Consider the following 16,451-nt stretch of genomic DNA (forward strand, 5'->3'; position numbering starts at 1 on the left):
TTCGGAGGTGCTAGTAAAATGGCAGTAAAAATTCGTTTAAAACGTATGGGAGCAAAAAAATCTCCTTTCTATCGTATTGTTGTAGCAGATTCTCGTTCACCACGTGACGGTCGTTTCATCGAAACAGTTGGAACTTACAACCCAGTGGTATCACCAGCTGAGGTGAAAATCAACGAAGAATTAGCGCTTAAATGGCTTCAAAATGGTGCGAAACCATCTGATACAGTTCGCAACCTTTTCTCAAGCCAAGGAATTCTTGAAAAATTTCATAATGCGAAAAACAGCAAATAATGAATGAGCTGTCCTTGGAAGAATTGATTGTGTCCATCGTCGAGCCACTTGTTGATTTCCCTGAAGATATTCACGTATCTTCATTAGAAAAAGATGAGCAGGTGATTTACACACTGTCTGTCAATGCTGAAGATACCGGAAAAGTGATCGGAAAGCAGGGACGTACAGCAAAAGCGATACGAACAGTCATTTTTGCAGCAAGTGCAGAGTCTTCTAAGAAAGTTCAACTTGAGATTGCTGACTAAAAAGGGAGAGGGCTTAGGACCTCCCCTTTTTTTACACGTTTAAATCTATTTTTCGTTATACTGTAGAGGACAAATGCCTTCGGATAGGGGGACAAAAAGGAAGATGCAGATCATTCAACATGTCACCGTGATGCAAGTATTAACTGAAAGCAGTAAGGACAAACTGTTAACGACTTTTTTGGAGAAAAAAGAAAGACTAGAACGTGAATGCAATCAATTATATTTTCAACTAAAAAAACATGAAAAAGAACCACATCAGCAAGAAGCCATCCCTCAATTTCAAAAAGCGATCGATAAAAGGCAAGAGAAAATTAGGCAGATTGATTTTCAAGTAGAGCAGCTTCATATTTTGCCGCTTGGAAGTGAGATGAAAGAAACAGAAGTGGATGCACTGGTTGAAGTAAAAATAGGTGATAAATGGGATGACAAAATGCAAGATAATGTCATCGTCGTGAAAGACGGCACCATTGTGGAAATACGTCAGGGGTGATTGAGAACATGGAGCTAGAATGGTTGAATGTTGGAAAGATCGTCAATACACACGGAGTGCGCGGAGAAGTACGCGTCGTGTCAAAGACGGATTTCCCAGAAGAGCGTTACAAAAAGGGAAGCGTGCTCTATATTTTTAAACAGGGTCAAAAAGAGCCGCTGAAAGTGACTGTCGCATCACATCGCCAGCACAAACAGTTTGATTTGCTCACATTTGAAGAAATCAACTCATTAAATGAAGCAGAGCTTCTGAAAGAGTCAATCTTAAAGGTAGAAAAAGAACATCTTGGGTCATTAGACGAAGGAGAATTTTATTTTCACCAAATCATTGGCTGTGAAGTATACGATGAAGAGGACAAGCTGATCGGCCAAATCAAAGAAATCCTTACGCCAGGGGCAAATGATGTGTGGGTGGTTGGAAGAAAAGGCAAAAAAGATGCCCTCATTCCATATATTCCATCTGTCGTCAAAAACATTGATATCTCATCCAAAACTGTTCGCATTGAAATGATGGAAGGACTCATTGACGAATGAAAATCGACTTTTTAACCCTTTTTCCTGAAATGTTCGAAGGTGTGCTTCACTCATCGATCTTAAAAAAAGCACAGGAGAAAGAAGCTGTTTCATTTCATGTTGTCAATTTTAGAGAGTATTCGGATCATAAGCATAAAACAGTGGATGACTATCCGTATGGCGGCGGTGCTGGTATGGTACTGAAAGCACAGCCCGTATTTGATGCGGTAGAAGATTTAACGAAGAAAGCAAGCAAGAAGCCCCGAGTTATTCTTGTCTGTCCTCAAGGGGAAAGATATACACAAAAGAAGGCAGAAGAACTTGCAAAAGAAGAGCATCTTATGTTCATTTGCGGCCACTATGAAGGCTACGATGAGCGCATCAGGGAGCATCTTGTCACAGATGAGATCTCAATCGGAGATTTCGTCCTCACAGGCGGAGAGCTGCCAGCGATGATGATTGCAGACAGTGTGGTCAGGCTTTTGCCTCATGTGCTTGGAAAAGAAGCATCTCACATCGAAGATTCATTCAGTACAGGTCTGCTTGAGCACCCGCACTATACAAGGCCAGCGGATTATAAAGGACTAAAAGTGCCGGATGTGCTCCTCTCTGGAAATCATGCCAAAATAGAAGAGTGGCGGCGCAAAGAATCATTGAAGCGAACTTATACAAGACGGCCAGATTTGATCGATTCGTGCAAAACATTAACGGATGATGAAAAAAGATGGCTTTGGCAGCTTCATAATGACTAGATTGTATTGCACACGGCATAGAGGTATGGTATGATACTACTTGTGACTTGGACGGCTTGCTGATCCAAGTTTGAAAACGATGTTCCGCTGCAATGAAGAAAGAGGACATGAGCATCTGTTGGAAGGAGTTGAAAACGATGCAACATTTGATTGAAGAAATCACAAAAGAACAATTACGCACTGATCTTCCTGCGTTCCGTCCTGGTGACACTTTACGTGTACACGTTAAAGTTGTCGAGGGTACTCGTGAGCGTATCCAGATCTTTGAAGGTGTTGTAATTAAGCGTCGTGGTGGTGGAATCAGCGAAACTTTCACAGTTCGTAAGATCTCTTACGGTGTAGGCGTTGAGCGTACATTCCCTGTACACACACCAAAAATCGCTAAGATCGAAGTTGTACGTCACGGTAAGGTACGTCGTGCGAAACTTTACTACCTACGTGAACTTCGCGGTAAAGCGGCTCGTATCAAAGAAATCAGACGATAATGATATCAAAGGAAAGAGCTTGTTACCTGTAACAGGCTCTTTTTTTGTACAATGTATAAAGATAACAGGTAGAAGAGAGAAGGTGCACATATGACGATTCAATGGTTTCCAGGCCATATGGCAAAAGCAAGACGTGAAGTCACAGAAAAATTAAAGCTCATCGACATCGTATTTGAATTAACCGATGCAAGAATTCCGATGTCCTCTAGAAACCCAATGATCGAAGAAATCCTTCAAAATAAACCCAAAATCATGCTATTAAACAAAGCTGATAAAGCAGATCCTCGTATGACAAAGGAGTGGCAGGCGCATTTTGAGCAGCAAGGCGTTCGGTCACTGGCTATTAACTCTGTCGATGGACAAGGGTTAAATCAGATCATCACAACTTCAAAAGAAATTTTAAAAGAAAAGTTCGACCGCATGAAAGCGAAAGGCGTCAAACCACGTGCCATTCGAGCACTGATTATCGGGATTCCCAACGTCGGAAAATCGACCTTAATCAATCGTTTAGCGAAAAAGAACATTGCCAAAACAGGAGACCGTCCTGGTATTACGACATCACAGCAATGGGTAAAGGTAGGGAAAGAACTAGAGCTGCTCGATACCCCTGGAATCCTCTGGCCGAAGTTTGAAGATGAGCAAGTAGGACTCAGACTTGCGGTGACCGGAGCGATCAAAGATTCGATCATCAACTTACAGGATGTCGCTGTGTATGCACTTCGTTTTCTAGAAGAGAACTACCCAGAGCGATTAAAAAAACGCTATGACCTAGCGGAGATACCTGAAGATACGGTTGAGCTGTTTGATGCAATTGGCACTAAGCGCGGCTGTCTAATGAGCGGGGGATTCATAAACTATGACAAAACCACCGAAATCATTATTCGGGATATTCGAACAGAAAAATTTGGTCCCCTCACTTTTGAGAAGCCTGAAAGCTAAAAGACACGCAGCTCATGCGGGTCTTTATTTTTTGCGAAAAACTGCCGATATAAAGAAGGAGGCTGCGAAAAAGCCTATGTACACGGTGAAACAAATAAAAGAACTAATAGAAAAGCATGCAGGCGATGAGTCATACATTCGTGAGCTTGTGAAAGATGATACGAGAAAAAGTGTCCAAAAACTCATAGAAAAGTGGCACAAAGAGAGAGAAAAGCAGCAAGCACTTCGCGTGGCATGGGATGATATGCTGCAATTTGAAAACAAAGCAAAGGCGCAGGGATACACATGTATTGCTGGAATAGATGAAGCAGGAAGAGGACCGCTCGCCGGCCCAGTTGTGGCAGCAGCCGTCATATTAAAGGAAGATACAGTCCTGCTCGGTTTAAACGACTCAAAGCAATTATCTGAGAAAAAAAGATTGGCTTATTATGATTTAATTCAAAAAGAAGCACTTGATATCGGAATCGGCATTGTTGATGCGGCTACGATTGACGAAATCAATATTTACGAAGCATCAAGACTGGCGATGGTGAGAGCTGTGGAACAGTTAACTCATACACCAGATTATCTACTCATAGATGCCATGACACTCCCGCTTTCAACTCACCAAGAGAATATCATCAAAGGAGATGCAAAAAGTGCATCCATTGCAGCAGGTGCATGTATTGCGAAGGTGACAAGGGATCAGATGATGGAAGAGTATGGGCGTAAGTATCCTGAGTATCAATTTGAAAAACATAAAGGGTACGGAACGAAAGAGCACTTGGCTGCGATAAAAACACATGGTGCGGCCCCAATCCACCGATTATCGTTTGCGCCAGTGAAATCTGTTATATCATAAATTTTAATCTAAGGAGGCTGCCTGTGATGACAAGAGTTGAGGATATACATACAGCACTGAATAGCCGGCTGAATACGGCTGAATCTGTTCCATTAAACACCGAAGGGAAGGAAAATGTTCATCGGCTGATTCTCGGTAAAGTACTAAAAATGCTTGGAGATGATACAGCCCTTGTTCAAATAGGCTCAACGAAAATAAAAGCGCAGCTGGCGGCCCAGCTTAAAGCAGACGCATTTTATTGGTTCCAATTTGAACAAGAGGGCGGAGGCAGCCTCAATAAACTAAGATCCGTTCAGCAATTTGATCAAGATCCTAAGACGTTAAAGGATGCAGCAGCTAAACTATTAGAAGGACTTTCACTGAAAAATGGGCTTGAAAACATGCTGACAGCTACAGCTTTTTTAAAGGAAAAGTCCGTCATTAACGAAGGAGAGTTAAAAACGGCAGTGAAATGGATCGAACAGCTTCAAGGAGCTGATGTGAAGAAAGGGCTCCAAGCACTCCTCTTTGCTTTAAAGAAAGATTTACCGATCCAGCAAGGGGTGCTTCAATCTATTTTAGCCGTAAAATCATCCTCTGCTCTTCATCAGGATATAACAGCGCTGCTAAATCAATTAACACAGCTTCCGAAGCACACAGATGCTACACAGACCCTTACACAAGCCGTTCGGTCAGTTGTAGATGCAGAGACAGCCGTCCATGCAGAAAAGCTCTTATCAGTCCTTCTAGCAGCGAGAGAAGGCGAGGCGAAGCAAGGCGGTAGTTTACCAGTAACGACACTGCTCAATCCGTCTCAGCAAAAAGAAAATAGCCATGCCCCAATCGTTCAAGAGCGTCAGCCGTCCCAAGTTCTTCAGCCAAACGTGCAGCAGCAGTCAACAAGTCCAAAAGAGCTGCAAATCCCGCTTCAGCAAATTGAGCGGATACTGGCCAGCTTGATGAAACAAGGTGCAGATGGGCAGCAAGAACCCAACGTAAAACAGCTCACAGCATTGCTGCACGGACTCCAGCAGGCAGGCACTCAGCCTGACGCAAAAGCAGCTGTAGTGCAAAAAGAGTTCCCATTCCTTTCGAAACCGGAGGCGAAAGCATTGGCTCAGGCGGTGCAGCAGACTGAACCAACATTAAGCAATAAAACTGATGTGCTCGATTTACTAATGACGATGAAAAAGGCAATCGGTGTGCGTGAAGAAATTGGTATGCTGAAACTGCTTGAAAAAGGCAGCCAGGATGTCAAAAGTCAGGAGCTGCACCAATTAAAGCTTACCTTAAATGATGTGAGACAGGCTGATTTACCAGAGCACGTTAAAAAAGAAGTGGATCAATTATTTCATAGATTGAATGGACAGTTATTTGTGCAGCAGGAGAACCAAACCGTCAGTCAAATGATGGTTTCCTATCCTCTTTTCTCAAAACATAGTGTTCAAGATTTAACCTTTATACTGAAGGGACATAAGAAAAAAGATGGCTCTATTGATATTTCTCAGTGCCGCCTGATGTTTTATTTAAACATGGAAAACCTTGAAGAAACCTTAATAGACTGTACGATTCAGCAAAAGGTCATGTCCATTACTGTCGAGACAGCTCATGAACTGCAAGGAACCATTAATCCGATGATTCCGGCTGTTCGGGAGAATTTAAATGCTCTAGGATACAGTTTAACGGGAATTACAGCAAAAAAGAGACAAGAGTCGGTAGATCCGTCTCAATTTCTAGATGAACACTTTCATAAAATCAGCGAGAAAGGGCTGGACTTACGAGTATGAAGGATTCAAAACCGCTTAGAAGAGCGGTCGCTCTGCATTACGATGAAGAAAAACAAAAGGCGCCAAAAGTCGTTGCAACAGGCAGCGGCTATGTGGCAGATCATATTATTGAAGAAGCAAAAAAGTCGGGAGTCCCTATCCAGGAAGACCGTAATTTAGTCGAACTCATGCGCCACTTAACGTTAGATGAGGAGATCCCTGAAGCGTTATACGATACTGTAGCAGAAATTTTTTCGTTTATCTACAGGTTAGATCAAAAAATGAAAAAATAAGGTAAAATAAGTGATTTGACTGAAAAATTTATATTTTTAATAAAATAAAAGTTTGAATGTTTAGAAGGATTTTACGATTTTACATAGAACCCTAGACATTCTCTTTTTTATTCTTTAAAATGAAAGCGCAGTCTATTTTATAATTTTTGTTTCTACATATGTTGGGAGGATGGGAAATGAATATCCATGAGTACCAAGGAAAAGAAATCCTAAGAAAATATGGGGTTTCAGTTCCAAATGGTAAAGTAGCATTTACACCTGATGAAGCAGTGAAAGCATCAGAAGAGCTAGGGAGCTCTGTATATGTCGTAAAAGCACAGATTCATGCAGGCGGCCGTGGTAAAGCAGGCGGGGTAAAAATTGCAAAAACGAAAGATGAAGTGAAAGGGTTTGCAGAGGAATTGCTCGGCAAGACACTTGTCACACATCAAACAGGGCCTGAAGGGCGCGAAATAAAACGCTTACTTATTGAAGAAGGCTGCGATATTCAAAAGGAATACTATGTTGGACTAGTTTTGGACAGAGCGACATCAAGAATTGTATTGATGGCATCTGAAGAAGGCGGTACTGAAATTGAAGAAGTAGCAGAAAAAACGCCAGAAAAAATCGTGAAAGTTGTTATCGATCCAGCGATTGGCCTGCAAGGCTATCAGGCGAGAGAAGTAGCATTTAAAATTAATATTCCAACAAAATTAGTTGGCCAAGCTGTTAAGTTTATGACAAGCCTTTACAATGCGTTTATTGAAAAAGATTGTTCAATTGCTGAGATTAATCCACTGGTTGTAACAGGCGATGGAAAAGTCATGGCACTTGATGCAAAATTAAACTTTGATAGCAATGCCTTATATAGACAAAAAGATATATTAGAATACCGTGACCTTGATGAAGAGGATCCAAAAGAAATTGAAGCATCTAAATATGACTTAAGCTACATTTCTCTAGATGGAAATATTGGCTGTATGGTCAATGGAGCAGGTCTTGCGATGTCTACAATGGATATCATCAAGCATTACGGCGGGGACCCTGCAAACTTCCTAGATGTTGGCGGCGGTGCAACAGCTGAAAAAGTAACGGAAGCATTTAAAATCATCTTATCTGATCAAAATGTAAAAGGGATTTTCGTGAACATTTTTGGCGGCATCATGAAATGTGATGTCATTGCAGAAGGTGTTGTTGAAGCGACGAAACAAGTCGGCTTAACATTACCACTTGTTGTACGTCTGGAAGGAACAAACGTTGAATTAGGGAAGAAAATCCTGAGTGATTCAGGCTTAAATATCACTTCTGCTGAGTCTATGGCTGACGGGGCAGAAAAGATTGTATCTTTAGTCAAGTAGAGCAGAAAGGCAGGGAACCTAAATGAGTGTATTTATTAATAAAAATACGAGAGTAATTGTTCAGGGGATTACCGGTTCAACCGCATTGTTCCATACAAAACAAATGATTGAGTACGGAACAAATATTGTTGGCGGTGTCACACCTGGAAAAGGTGGAACTGAAGTAGAAGGAGTTCCTGTATTTAATACTGTATCTGAAGCAGTTCAGACAACTGGAGCGAACGCTTCTGTTATCTATGTACCAGCACCATTTGCGGCAGATGCCATTTTAGAGGCTGTTGACGCAGAAGTCGATCTCGTCATTTGTATCACAGAACATATTCCAGTTCTGGACATGGTCAAAGTGAAGCGTTACATGGAAGGTAAGAAAACAAGACTTGTTGGACCAAACTGCCCAGGTGTCATCACACCTGAAGAATGTAAAATTGGTATCATGCCTGGCTACATTCATAAAAAAGGTCATGTGGGTGTTGTTTCTCGTTCTGGAACGCTTACATATGAAGCGGTACATCAGCTTTCAGAAGCTGGCGTTGGTCAATCGACAGCTGTAGGCATCGGGGGGGACCCGGTAAATGGGACAAACTTTATTGATGTGTTAAAAGCATTCAATGAAGATCCTGAAACGCATGCTGTGATTATGATCGGTGAAATCGGTGGTACGGCTGAAGAAGAAGCAGCTGAATGGGTAAAAGCAAATATGACTAAACCAGTCGTAGGCTTTATTGGCGGTAAAACGGCGCCTCCAGGAAAACGTATGGGACATGCTGGTGCCATTATTTCTGGTGGTAAAGGAACAGCTGATGAAAAAGTAAAAACAATGCGTGAATGTGGAATTGAAGTGGCAGAAACACCATCTGTCATGGGAGAAACGTTGATTAAAGTATTAAAAGAGAAGAATCTCTTCGAAGCTTGTAAAACGCATTAATGACACAAGAAGACTTGTTCTTTGACAAGTCTTCTTCTTTCTATCTTAAACTGGAGGAATGGTATGTACAACGTGTCCGAAAGAATGATTTTTCACCGCTTAAAAGGCCTCATCTCACCCTCATTACTTACAAAATGGTGGAAAGTCGATCCTGAGCTATATATAAATGAAGAAACACATCATTTTAAACAGGATCGAGCATTACAAACGATCGACTTTACCCGCTTAAAACAAGCTGAAGAAAATGAATTCCCCATTTTTCAACACATCGTTCAAGCCTATTTAAAGCAAAACATTCACATGATTCCCATCACATCACCCTTATATCCAAGCACTCTAAAAAATATTTATGATCCTCCCCCTGTGTTATTCCTAAAAGGAAACGTATCATATTTAAATGAAGAAAAAAGTTTAGGTGTAGTCGGCACGCGACTTCCATCATCTTATGGAGAAGCATGTGTGAAAAAAATTGTTGGTGAGCTTGTCAAAGAAGAGTGGATGATTGTTAGTGGGCTAGCTAAAGGAATCGATGGACTGGCACATAAAGAGTGCATCAGGAAAAAAGGGAAAACGATTGGCATTATAGCCGGTGGCTTTCAGCATTTATACCCAAAAGAGCATGCGCAAATGGCTCAATACATGGGCGAGCATCATTTGCTTTTGTCAGAGCATCCGCCTTATGCCAAACCAGAAAAGTGGCATTTTCCAATGAGAAATCGTTTAATTAGTGCGTTGACGAGAGGAACCATTGTCATTCAGTGCAAAGAAAAGAGCGGTTCTCTTATTACAGCCTATCAAGCACTTGAGCAAGGAAAAGAAGTATTTGCGGTTGCCGGTTCCATCTTTGATCCTAATTCCACAGGACCGGCAAGACTCATTCAGCAGGGAGCAAAGCTTGTTCATTCTACAAAGGATATTTTAGAGGAATTCTCCTTCCGCAGCGTTCAATATACTGAACTCTCATAAAAATATCGTTTGACAAAAGACATCGGAATATTTAATAATAGTGAGGATTTAAGTTTACACTTTGTTTTTCGTGTTTATAATGATGTTCATCATAAAGAATTTTTAACGATTGCCTGTTAGATAGGTGCAATTAACATAAATATGAATTGTGAAATGTATAAAGAGAGAACACCTCTTAAGGGGGATTTTGAGTATGGCTGATTATTTAGTCATCGTTGAGTCGCCAGCAAAGGCGAAAACGATTGAGCGTTATTTAGGAAAAAAGTATAAAGTAAAGGCTTCAATGGGACACGTCAGGGATTTACCGAAAAGTCAGCTCGGTGTTGACACTGAGCATGACTTCGAACCGAGATATATTACGATTCGCGGGAAAGGCCCAGTTTTAAAGGAATTAAAAACAGCGGCGAAAAAAGCAAAGAAAGTCTTTCTCGCGGCTGACCCCGATAGAGAGGGAGAAGCGATTGCTTGGCATTTAGCACATAGCCTTGACCTTGACCTCTCTTCTGACTGCCGTGTTGTTTTTAACGAGATTACAAAAGATGCGATTAAAGATTCCTTTAAGCATCCTCGTATGATCGATATGGACTTAGTTGATGCACAGCAGGCAAGACGAATTTTAGATCGTCTCGTTGGGTATAAAATCAGTCCGATTTTATGGAAGAAAGTGAAAAAGGGCTTAAGTGCTGGCCGTGTTCAATCAGTTGCACTCCGACTCATTATTGATCGCGAGAATGAAATTAATGAATTTAAACCAGAAGAATACTGGACAATTGACGGTACATTCCTCAAAGGAAAAGAAAGCTTCGAAGCAAGTTTCTTTGGTCTCAATGGCAAAAAACATCCATTGAAAACAAAAGAAGATGTAAAAGAAATCCTTTCGAAATTAAAAGGAAACAAATTCTCTGTAGAGAAAGTAACGAAAAAAGAACGTAAACGTAATCCAGCTGTTCCGTTTACGACTTCTACTTTACAGCAAGAGGCTGCAAGAAAATTAAACTTCCGTGCAAAAAAGACGATGATGATTGCACAGCAATTATATGAAGGAATTGATCTTGGTAAAGAAGGTACAGTCGGTCTCATCACTTATATGAGAACGGACTCAACACGTATTTCAAATACGGCGATTGAAGAAGTATCTGCTTTCATTGATCAGACGTACGGCAAGAATTTCTTAAATACAACAAAACGAACGGCTAAAAAGAATGAAAACGCACAAGATGCTCACGAAGCCATCCGTCCGACTTCTACGTTAAGAAAACCGGCAGATGTCAAGCATGTGCTAAGCCGTGATCAGCTTCGCCTGTACAAATTGATTTGGGAACGATTCGTGGCAAGCCAAATGGCGCCGGCTGTTCTTGATACAATGAGTGTGGATCTTGATCATAATGGTCTTACTTTCCGTGCGAATGGAAGTAAAGTGAAATTCCCTGGGTTTATGAAGGTTTATGTAGAAGGAAAGGACGACCAGCTCGAGGAAAAGGACAAAATGCTTCCTGATCTGAAAGAAGGGGATACAGTTCTTTCAAAAGATATCGAACCTGAACAGCACTTCACACAGCCGCCTCCTCGCTACACAGAGGCAAGATTGGTCAAAACACTTGAAGAGCTCGGTATAGGCCGTCCATCTACGTATGCACCAACATTAGATACGATTCAAAAGCGCGGTTATGTCGCACTTGATAATAAACGATTTACTCCGACAGAGCTTGGAGAGATTGTACTCAACTTAATCATCGAATTCTTTCCTGAAATCATTAACGTTGAATTTACAGCGAAAATGGAAAAGGAACTTGATAGTGTTGAAGAAGGTACGATCGAATGGGTTCGTATTATCGACAGCTTCTATCAAGACTTTGCAAAACGGGTAGAAAAAGCTGAAGCAGAGATGCAAGAAGTTGAGATTGAGCCGGAATACGCAGGTGTTGATTGTGAAGAGTGCGGACATCCGATGGTGTACAAAATGGGTAGATACGGCAAGTTCATGGCGTGCTCGAACTTTCCTGACTGCCGTAACACAAAACCAATTGTCAAAGATATCGGTGTTAAATGCCCGTCATGTCATGAAGGAAACATCGTTGAACGAAAATCGAAGAAACGCCGCATTTTTTACGGCTGTGATCGTTTTCCAGAGTGTGAATTCGTTTCTTGGGACAAACCAATTGAAAGAAAGTGTCCAAAATGCGAAAATATGCTTGTAGAGAAAAAGCTGAAAAAAGGCGTTCAAGTTCAATGTGTGAACTGTGATTATAAAGAGGAACAACAAAAATAGCGGTGAGCAACCTTGTTCACCTGCTTTTTTATGTCATCAAACAGAACTTACGAAATAGGAGAGTTGTCCAATGAGTCAATTTGTAAATGTGATCGGAGCCGGTTTAGCTGGAAGTGAAGCTGCATGGCAAATCGCTAAACGAGGAATTAAAGTCAATTTATATGAAATGAGACCTGTGAAACAAACGCCGGCTCACCACACAGATAAATTTGCGGAGCTTGTATGCAGCAACTCACTGCGTGCGAACGCTTTGACGAATGCAGTAGGTGTATTAAAGGAAGAAATGCGTCATTTAGATTCAGCCATTATCGCAGCGGCAGATGAAAGCTCAGTTCCTGCGGGCGGCGCGCTTGCAGTAGACCGTCATGAATTTGCAGCAAACGTGACAGATCGCGTGAAAAATCATCCGAATGTTACGGTCTTTCAAGAAGAAGTGCAAAGCATTCCAGAAGGTCCGACAATTATCGCAACTGGCCCGCTGACATCAGAAGCACTTTCAAAAGAATTAAAATCGTTAACAGGAGAAGAATATCTCTATTTCTACGATGCAGCGGCACCTATTCTAGAGAAAGATAGCATTGATATGGATAAGGTGTATTTGAAATCACGCTATGACAAAGGAGAAGCCGCTTATTTAAACTGTCCAATGACAGAAGAAGAATTCGATCGTTTTTATGAGGCGCTCATTTCTGCTGAAACTGTGCCATTAAAAGAATTTGAAAAAGAAATCTTCTTTGAAGGCTGTATGCCAATTGAAGTCATGGCGAAAAGAGGAAAGAAAACGATGCTGTTTGGCCCGATGAAGCCAGTAGGACTGGAAGATCCGAAAACAGGAAAAAGACCTTACGCTGTTGTTCAATTAAGACAGGATGATGCAGCAGGTACTTTATATAACATCGTTGGCTTCCAGACACATCTAAAGTGGGGCGATCAAAAGGAAGTATTCCGTTTGATTCCAGGCCTTGAAGAAGCAGAGATTGTTCGTTACGGGGTAATGCACCGTAATACATTTATTAACTCGCCAAGCCTTTTAAGACCGACTTATCAGTTTAAAAATAGAGATGATCTATTCTTTGCCGGACAAATGACAGGCGTTGAAGGGTATGTCGAGTCTGCAGCTTCCGGACTTGTGGCTGGCATTAACGCCGCTCGTTTTGTTAAAGGGGAAGAGCTTGTGACACTTCCTGAGGAAACGGCGATTGGCAGTATGGCTCACTACATCACGTCGACAAACAAGAAAAGCTTCCAGCCGATGAATGCGAATTTTGGTTTGCTGAAAGATCTAGGTGTTCGAATTAAAAACAAACAAGAACGTTATGCAGAGTACGCTAAGCGCGCAATCGAAACTATTCAAACTATTTCGAAATCTCTGTAGTAAAACATTGCGCGGAAAGCAAGATATGTGATACCATTTAAAAGCCTTAAAGAGGTGTAAAAATGACGAATAAACAGCGTCTTGTCCACTTATTCATTGAATATCTGCAAATTGAAAAAAACTATTCAGCTTTAACGATCTCAGGATATACAGAAGCCATTGAAGAGTTTGTCAGATTTATGAACATTCAAGGAATAGACGGTTTTGAAGAGGTATCCTATCAAGATACGAGAATTTATTTAACAGAAGCTTATGAAAAAGGCCTGACAAGAAGAACGATTAGTAAGAAAGTCTCTGCGCTTCGCAGCTTTTATAAATTTTTATTAAGGGAACAGCTTGTGAAAGAAAATCCTTTTTTACTCGTTAGCTTACCAAAACAGGATAAGCGGATTCCTTCATTTTTGTATGAGGAGGAACTAAAAGAGCTTTTTACAGTTTCTGATGTCAGCACACCGCTGGGGCAAAGAAATCAAGCCATTTTAGAACTTCTTTATGCAACAGGTATGAGGGTCAGTGAGTTATGTTCATTAAAAGAATCTGATCTTGATTTATCGATGGATACAGTGCTCGTTCATGGGAAAGGCAGCAAGCAGCGGTATGTTCCTTTCGGGTCATATACTCATGAAGCGCTCATTACTTATTTAGAGGATGGAAGGCAGAAGCTGAAATCTAAGGGGAAAGACCGCGCTGATGCACATGTGTTTTTGAATCAGCGCGGGACGCCTCTTACAGACCGAGGTGTTCGATTCATTCTCACTGAATTAATGAAAAAGGCGTCAGGTACATTACATATCCATCCTCACATGTTAAGGCACACCTTTGCCACGCATCTCTTAAACGCGGGGGCGGATTTGAGAAGTGTTCAAGAACTTCTCGGTCATTCAAATTTATCATCTACACAGGTGTACACGCATGTATCAAAAGATTCTTTAAGAAACACGTACATGTCTCATCACCCAAGGGCTTTTAAACGATCCTAAAAGGAGGTTTTTTCATGTCATCATTTCATGCAACAACCATCTTTGCCGTTCAACATAAAGGAAAAAGTGCAATGGCTGGCGACGGTCAAGTTACTTTCGGGCAGGCTGTCGTGATGAAACACACAGCAAAAAAAGTGCGCCGTCTTTTCGGAGGCAAGGTGCTTGCAGGTTTTGCAGGTTCAGTAGCAGATGCGTTTACACTCTTTGAAAAGTTTGAAACAAAGCTTGAAGAATATGGTGGCAACTTAAAGCGGGCAGCCGTAGAACTAGCGAAGGAATGGCGAAGTGACAAGATGCTAAGGCAGCTTGAGGCCATGCTCATCGTCATGAACAAAGAGAGCATCCTGCTCGTCTCTGGAACTGGAGAGGTCATTGAACCAGATGATGGGATTTTGGCCATTGGCTCAGGCGGCAACTATGCCCTTAGCGCAGGGAGAGCACTCAAAACCCATGCAGGTGATCATCTCTCAGCGAGAGAAATTGCAAAGGCCGCTCTTGAAACGGCCGGAGAAATCTGTGTCTACACGAACGATCAAATCACTTTAGAAGAGCTTGAATAGAAAGGACATGAGACGTATGGAGAAAAAGCCGTTCACCCCAAGAGAGATAGTTGAAAAGCTTGATCAATACATCATTGGTCAGCTTGATGCGAAAAAAGCAGTGGCGGTGGCTTTAAGAAACCGTTACAGAAGAAGTCTTTTACATGATAAGCTAAAGGATGAAGTCGTTCCTAAAAATATTTTAATGATCGGCCCTACAGGTGTGGGGAAAACAGAAATTGCCCGAAGAATTGCTCGAATTTCTGGTGCGCCTTTTATTAAAGTGGAAGCGACGAAATTTACTGAAGTGGGTTATGTTGGCCGTGACGTAGAGTCAATGGTGAGAGATTTAGTTGAAACAGCGATTAGACTCGTCAAAGAAGAAAAAATGAAAGATGTTCAAGATGAAGCAGAAAAACAAGCAAATAAACGTCTTGTTCATTTACTTGTTCCTGGTAAGAAAAAAAGCCAGTCTGTGAAAAATCCTTTTGAGATGCTGTTTGGCGGTTCTGATGAAGATGACCGTGATCGAGATCATTCAAATGAAGAAGTGGAACTCGAATCGACAAGAAAGCGAATCGCTCATCAGCTGGCGATGGGAGAACTTGAAGATCATTACGTCACGATCGAAGTAGAAGAACAGCAGCCTTCCATGTTTGATATGCTTCAAGGCTCGGGTATGGAGCAAATGGGTATGAACATGCAGGATGCGCTTGGCAATCTCATGCCTAAAAAGAAAAAACGCAGAAAGTTGACTGTTAGAGAAGCAAGAAAGGCGTTAACGGCTGAGGAAGCTTCAAAACTGATTGATATGGATGAAGTCAGTCAGGAAGCAGTCTACAAAGCAGAGCAGCAAGGAATTATTTTTATCGATGAAATCGACAAAATCGCCAAAAGCGGTGGTGCATCATCTGCAGATGTTTCTCGTGAAGGGGTTCAGCGTGATATTTTACCGATTGTAGAAGGTTCAACTGTGATGACGAAATATGGTGCCGTTAAAACAGATCATGTGCTTTTTGTTGCAGCAGGTGCATTTCATATGGCAAAGCCATCAGATTTGATTCCTGAGCTTCAGGGACGCTTCCCAATTCGTGTAGAATTAGATAAATTAAGTATAGAAGACTTTGTGAAAATCTTAACGGAACCAGATAATGCATTATTAAAGCAATATAAAGCTTTACTTGAAACAGAAGGTATATCTCTTGAATTTTCTGACGATGCTATTCATAAGATTGCCGAAGTGGCTTATCATGTCAATCAGGAGACAGATAACATCGGTGCAAGAAGGCTTCATACCATACTTGAGAAGCTGCTTGAAGAGCTTTCATTTGAGGCGCCTGATATTACAATGGAGACAGTGACCATTACCCCTCAGTATGTTGAAGAGAAGCTAGGAAAGATTGCAAATAACAAAGATTTAAGTCAATTTATACTTTAACAAATGAATAAAGTAATCTAGGAGGATCA

The 16,451-nt window shown here is 41.4% G+C and carries 18 protein-coding genes; all 18 read left to right on the plus strand.

Features of this window, described 5'->3' with window-relative positions; translation table 11 throughout:
* Positions 1-18: 18 nt before the first annotated feature.
* The 18 genes from rpsP (at position 19) to hslU (ending at position 16,422) form a co-directional block, all read left to right on the plus strand.
* Positions 19-291, plus strand: a complete 273-nt coding sequence (gene rpsP, locus AC20OE_RS12955; protein ID WP_008344841.1) for a 30S ribosomal protein S16 — start codon at positions 19-21, stop codon at positions 289-291.
* The gene (locus AC20OE_RS12960) at positions 291-536 is read left to right on the plus strand and encodes a KH domain-containing protein (RefSeq protein WP_024424192.1); all 246 of its coding nucleotides are present in this window, start codon (positions 291-293) and stop codon (positions 534-536) included. The genes rpsP and AC20OE_RS12960 overlap by 1 nt, the downstream gene beginning before the upstream one ends.
* A 103-nt stretch (positions 537-639) precedes the next feature.
* Positions 640-1,026: a YlqD family protein gene (locus AC20OE_RS12965; protein ID WP_024424191.1), complete on the plus strand. Its 387-nt coding sequence runs from the start codon at positions 640-642 to the stop codon at positions 1,024-1,026.
* 8 nt (positions 1,027-1,034) lie between these two features.
* Complete coding sequence (gene rimM, locus AC20OE_RS12970) at positions 1,035-1,559, plus strand: ribosome maturation factor RimM (protein WP_058837711.1); 525 nt, start codon at positions 1,035-1,037, stop codon at positions 1,557-1,559.
* Positions 1,556-2,290 carry a tRNA (guanosine(37)-N1)-methyltransferase TrmD gene (trmD, locus tag AC20OE_RS12975; RefSeq protein WP_059375076.1) on the plus strand — a complete coding sequence of 245 codons (735 nt, stop codon included), beginning with the start codon at positions 1,556-1,558 and terminating at the stop codon, positions 2,288-2,290. The genes rimM and trmD overlap by 4 nt, the downstream gene beginning before the upstream one ends.
* Positions 2,291-2,427: 137 nt before the next feature.
* Complete coding sequence (rplS, locus tag AC20OE_RS12980; RefSeq protein WP_008354510.1) at positions 2,428-2,775, plus strand: 50S ribosomal protein L19; 348 nt, start codon at positions 2,428-2,430, stop codon at positions 2,773-2,775.
* Between the two features lie 90 nt (positions 2,776-2,865).
* Entirely contained in the window at positions 2,866-3,714 is an 849-nt protein-coding gene (gene ylqF, locus AC20OE_RS12985) for a ribosome biogenesis GTPase YlqF (RefSeq protein WP_024424188.1), read from the plus strand.
* A gap of 76 nt (positions 3,715-3,790) precedes the next feature.
* A complete protein-coding gene (gene rnhB, locus AC20OE_RS12990) occupies positions 3,791-4,555 on the plus strand; it encodes a ribonuclease HII (protein ID WP_059375079.1) in 765 nt (254 codons plus the stop codon).
* Between the two features lie 26 nt (positions 4,556-4,581).
* Positions 4,582-6,321, plus strand: coding sequence for a glycosyltransferase (locus AC20OE_RS12995; protein ID WP_099663249.1), 1,740 nt, complete (start codon positions 4,582-4,584; stop codon positions 6,319-6,321).
* Positions 6,318-6,593 (plus strand): FlhB-like flagellar biosynthesis protein, encoded by a 276-nt coding sequence (locus tag AC20OE_RS13000; protein ID WP_003211418.1) that lies wholly within the window; start codon positions 6,318-6,320, stop codon positions 6,591-6,593. The genes AC20OE_RS12995 and AC20OE_RS13000 overlap by 4 nt, the downstream gene beginning before the upstream one ends.
* Before the next feature lie 176 nt (positions 6,594-6,769).
* Positions 6,770-7,930 carry an ADP-forming succinate--CoA ligase subunit beta gene (sucC, locus tag AC20OE_RS13005; protein ID WP_024426972.1) on the plus strand — a complete coding sequence of 387 codons (1,161 nt, stop codon included), beginning with the start codon at positions 6,770-6,772 and terminating at the stop codon, positions 7,928-7,930.
* 22 nt (positions 7,931-7,952) lie between these two features.
* Positions 7,953-8,855 (plus strand): succinate--CoA ligase subunit alpha, encoded by a 903-nt coding sequence (gene sucD, locus AC20OE_RS13010; RefSeq protein WP_007499624.1) that lies wholly within the window; start codon positions 7,953-7,955, stop codon positions 8,853-8,855.
* Between the two features lie 63 nt (positions 8,856-8,918).
* Positions 8,919-9,821, plus strand: a complete 903-nt coding sequence (dprA, locus tag AC20OE_RS13015; RefSeq protein WP_487268891.1) for a DNA-processing protein DprA — start codon at positions 8,919-8,921, stop codon at positions 9,819-9,821.
* A gap of 193 nt (positions 9,822-10,014) precedes the next feature.
* Positions 10,015-12,090: a type I DNA topoisomerase gene (gene topA, locus AC20OE_RS13020; protein ID WP_058837708.1), complete on the plus strand. Its 2,076-nt coding sequence runs from the start codon at positions 10,015-10,017 to the stop codon at positions 12,088-12,090.
* A gap of 70 nt (positions 12,091-12,160) precedes the next feature.
* On the plus strand, positions 12,161-13,465 hold the full coding sequence (gene trmFO / locus AC20OE_RS13025) for an FADH(2)-oxidizing methylenetetrahydrofolate--tRNA-(uracil(54)-C(5))-methyltransferase TrmFO (protein WP_024424183.1): 1,305 nt from the start codon (positions 12,161-12,163) through the stop codon (positions 13,463-13,465).
* A 62-nt stretch (positions 13,466-13,527) separates the two neighbouring features.
* Positions 13,528-14,445, plus strand: coding sequence for a tyrosine recombinase XerC (gene xerC / locus AC20OE_RS13030; protein ID WP_099663251.1), 918 nt, complete (start codon positions 13,528-13,530; stop codon positions 14,443-14,445).
* 14 nt (positions 14,446-14,459) lie between these two features.
* Complete coding sequence (hslV, locus tag AC20OE_RS13035; protein WP_024424181.1) at positions 14,460-15,005, plus strand: ATP-dependent protease subunit HslV; 546 nt, start codon at positions 14,460-14,462, stop codon at positions 15,003-15,005.
* A gap of 16 nt (positions 15,006-15,021) precedes the next feature.
* The gene (gene hslU, locus AC20OE_RS13040; RefSeq protein WP_039178511.1) at positions 15,022-16,422 is read left to right on the plus strand and encodes an ATP-dependent protease ATPase subunit HslU; all 1,401 of its coding nucleotides are present in this window, start codon (positions 15,022-15,024) and stop codon (positions 16,420-16,422) included.
* The last annotated feature ends 29 nt before the right edge of the window (positions 16,423-16,451 follow it).

This window comes from Bacillus sp. SRI_025, from assembly GCF_057592095.1.

Bases quoted from the DNA above. Each gene is read 5' to 3' on its own strand.
- rpsP (WP_008344841.1), top strand. From the start codon at position 19: ATGGCAGTAAAAATTCGTTTAAAACGTATGGGAGCAAAAAAATCTCCT.
- AC20OE_RS12960 (WP_024424192.1), top strand. From the start codon at position 291: ATGAATGAGCTGTCCTTGGAAGAATTGATTGTGTCCATCGTCGAGCCA.
- AC20OE_RS12965 (WP_024424191.1), top strand. From the start codon at position 640: ATGCAGATCATTCAACATGTCACCGTGATGCAAGTATTAACTGAAAGC.
- rimM (WP_058837711.1), top strand. From the start codon at position 1,035: ATGGAGCTAGAATGGTTGAATGTTGGAAAGATCGTCAATACACACGGA.
- trmD (WP_059375076.1), top strand. From the start codon at position 1,556: ATGAAAATCGACTTTTTAACCCTTTTTCCTGAAATGTTCGAAGGTGTG.
- rplS (WP_008354510.1), top strand. From the start codon at position 2,428: ATGCAACATTTGATTGAAGAAATCACAAAAGAACAATTACGCACTGAT.
- ylqF (WP_024424188.1), top strand. From the start codon at position 2,866: ATGACGATTCAATGGTTTCCAGGCCATATGGCAAAAGCAAGACGTGAA.
- rnhB (WP_059375079.1), top strand. From the start codon at position 3,791: ATGTACACGGTGAAACAAATAAAAGAACTAATAGAAAAGCATGCAGGC.
- AC20OE_RS12995 (WP_099663249.1), top strand. From the start codon at position 4,582: ATGACAAGAGTTGAGGATATACATACAGCACTGAATAGCCGGCTGAAT.
- AC20OE_RS13000 (WP_003211418.1), top strand. From the start codon at position 6,318: ATGAAGGATTCAAAACCGCTTAGAAGAGCGGTCGCTCTGCATTACGAT.
- sucC (WP_024426972.1), top strand. From the start codon at position 6,770: ATGAATATCCATGAGTACCAAGGAAAAGAAATCCTAAGAAAATATGGG.
- sucD (WP_007499624.1), top strand. From the start codon at position 7,953: ATGAGTGTATTTATTAATAAAAATACGAGAGTAATTGTTCAGGGGATT.
- dprA (WP_487268891.1), top strand. From the start codon at position 8,919: ATGTACAACGTGTCCGAAAGAATGATTTTTCACCGCTTAAAAGGCCTC.
- topA (WP_058837708.1), top strand. From the start codon at position 10,015: ATGGCTGATTATTTAGTCATCGTTGAGTCGCCAGCAAAGGCGAAAACG.
- trmFO (WP_024424183.1), top strand. From the start codon at position 12,161: ATGAGTCAATTTGTAAATGTGATCGGAGCCGGTTTAGCTGGAAGTGAA.
- xerC (WP_099663251.1), top strand. From the start codon at position 13,528: ATGACGAATAAACAGCGTCTTGTCCACTTATTCATTGAATATCTGCAA.
- hslV (WP_024424181.1), top strand. From the start codon at position 14,460: ATGTCATCATTTCATGCAACAACCATCTTTGCCGTTCAACATAAAGGA.
- hslU (WP_039178511.1), top strand. From the start codon at position 15,022: ATGGAGAAAAAGCCGTTCACCCCAAGAGAGATAGTTGAAAAGCTTGAT.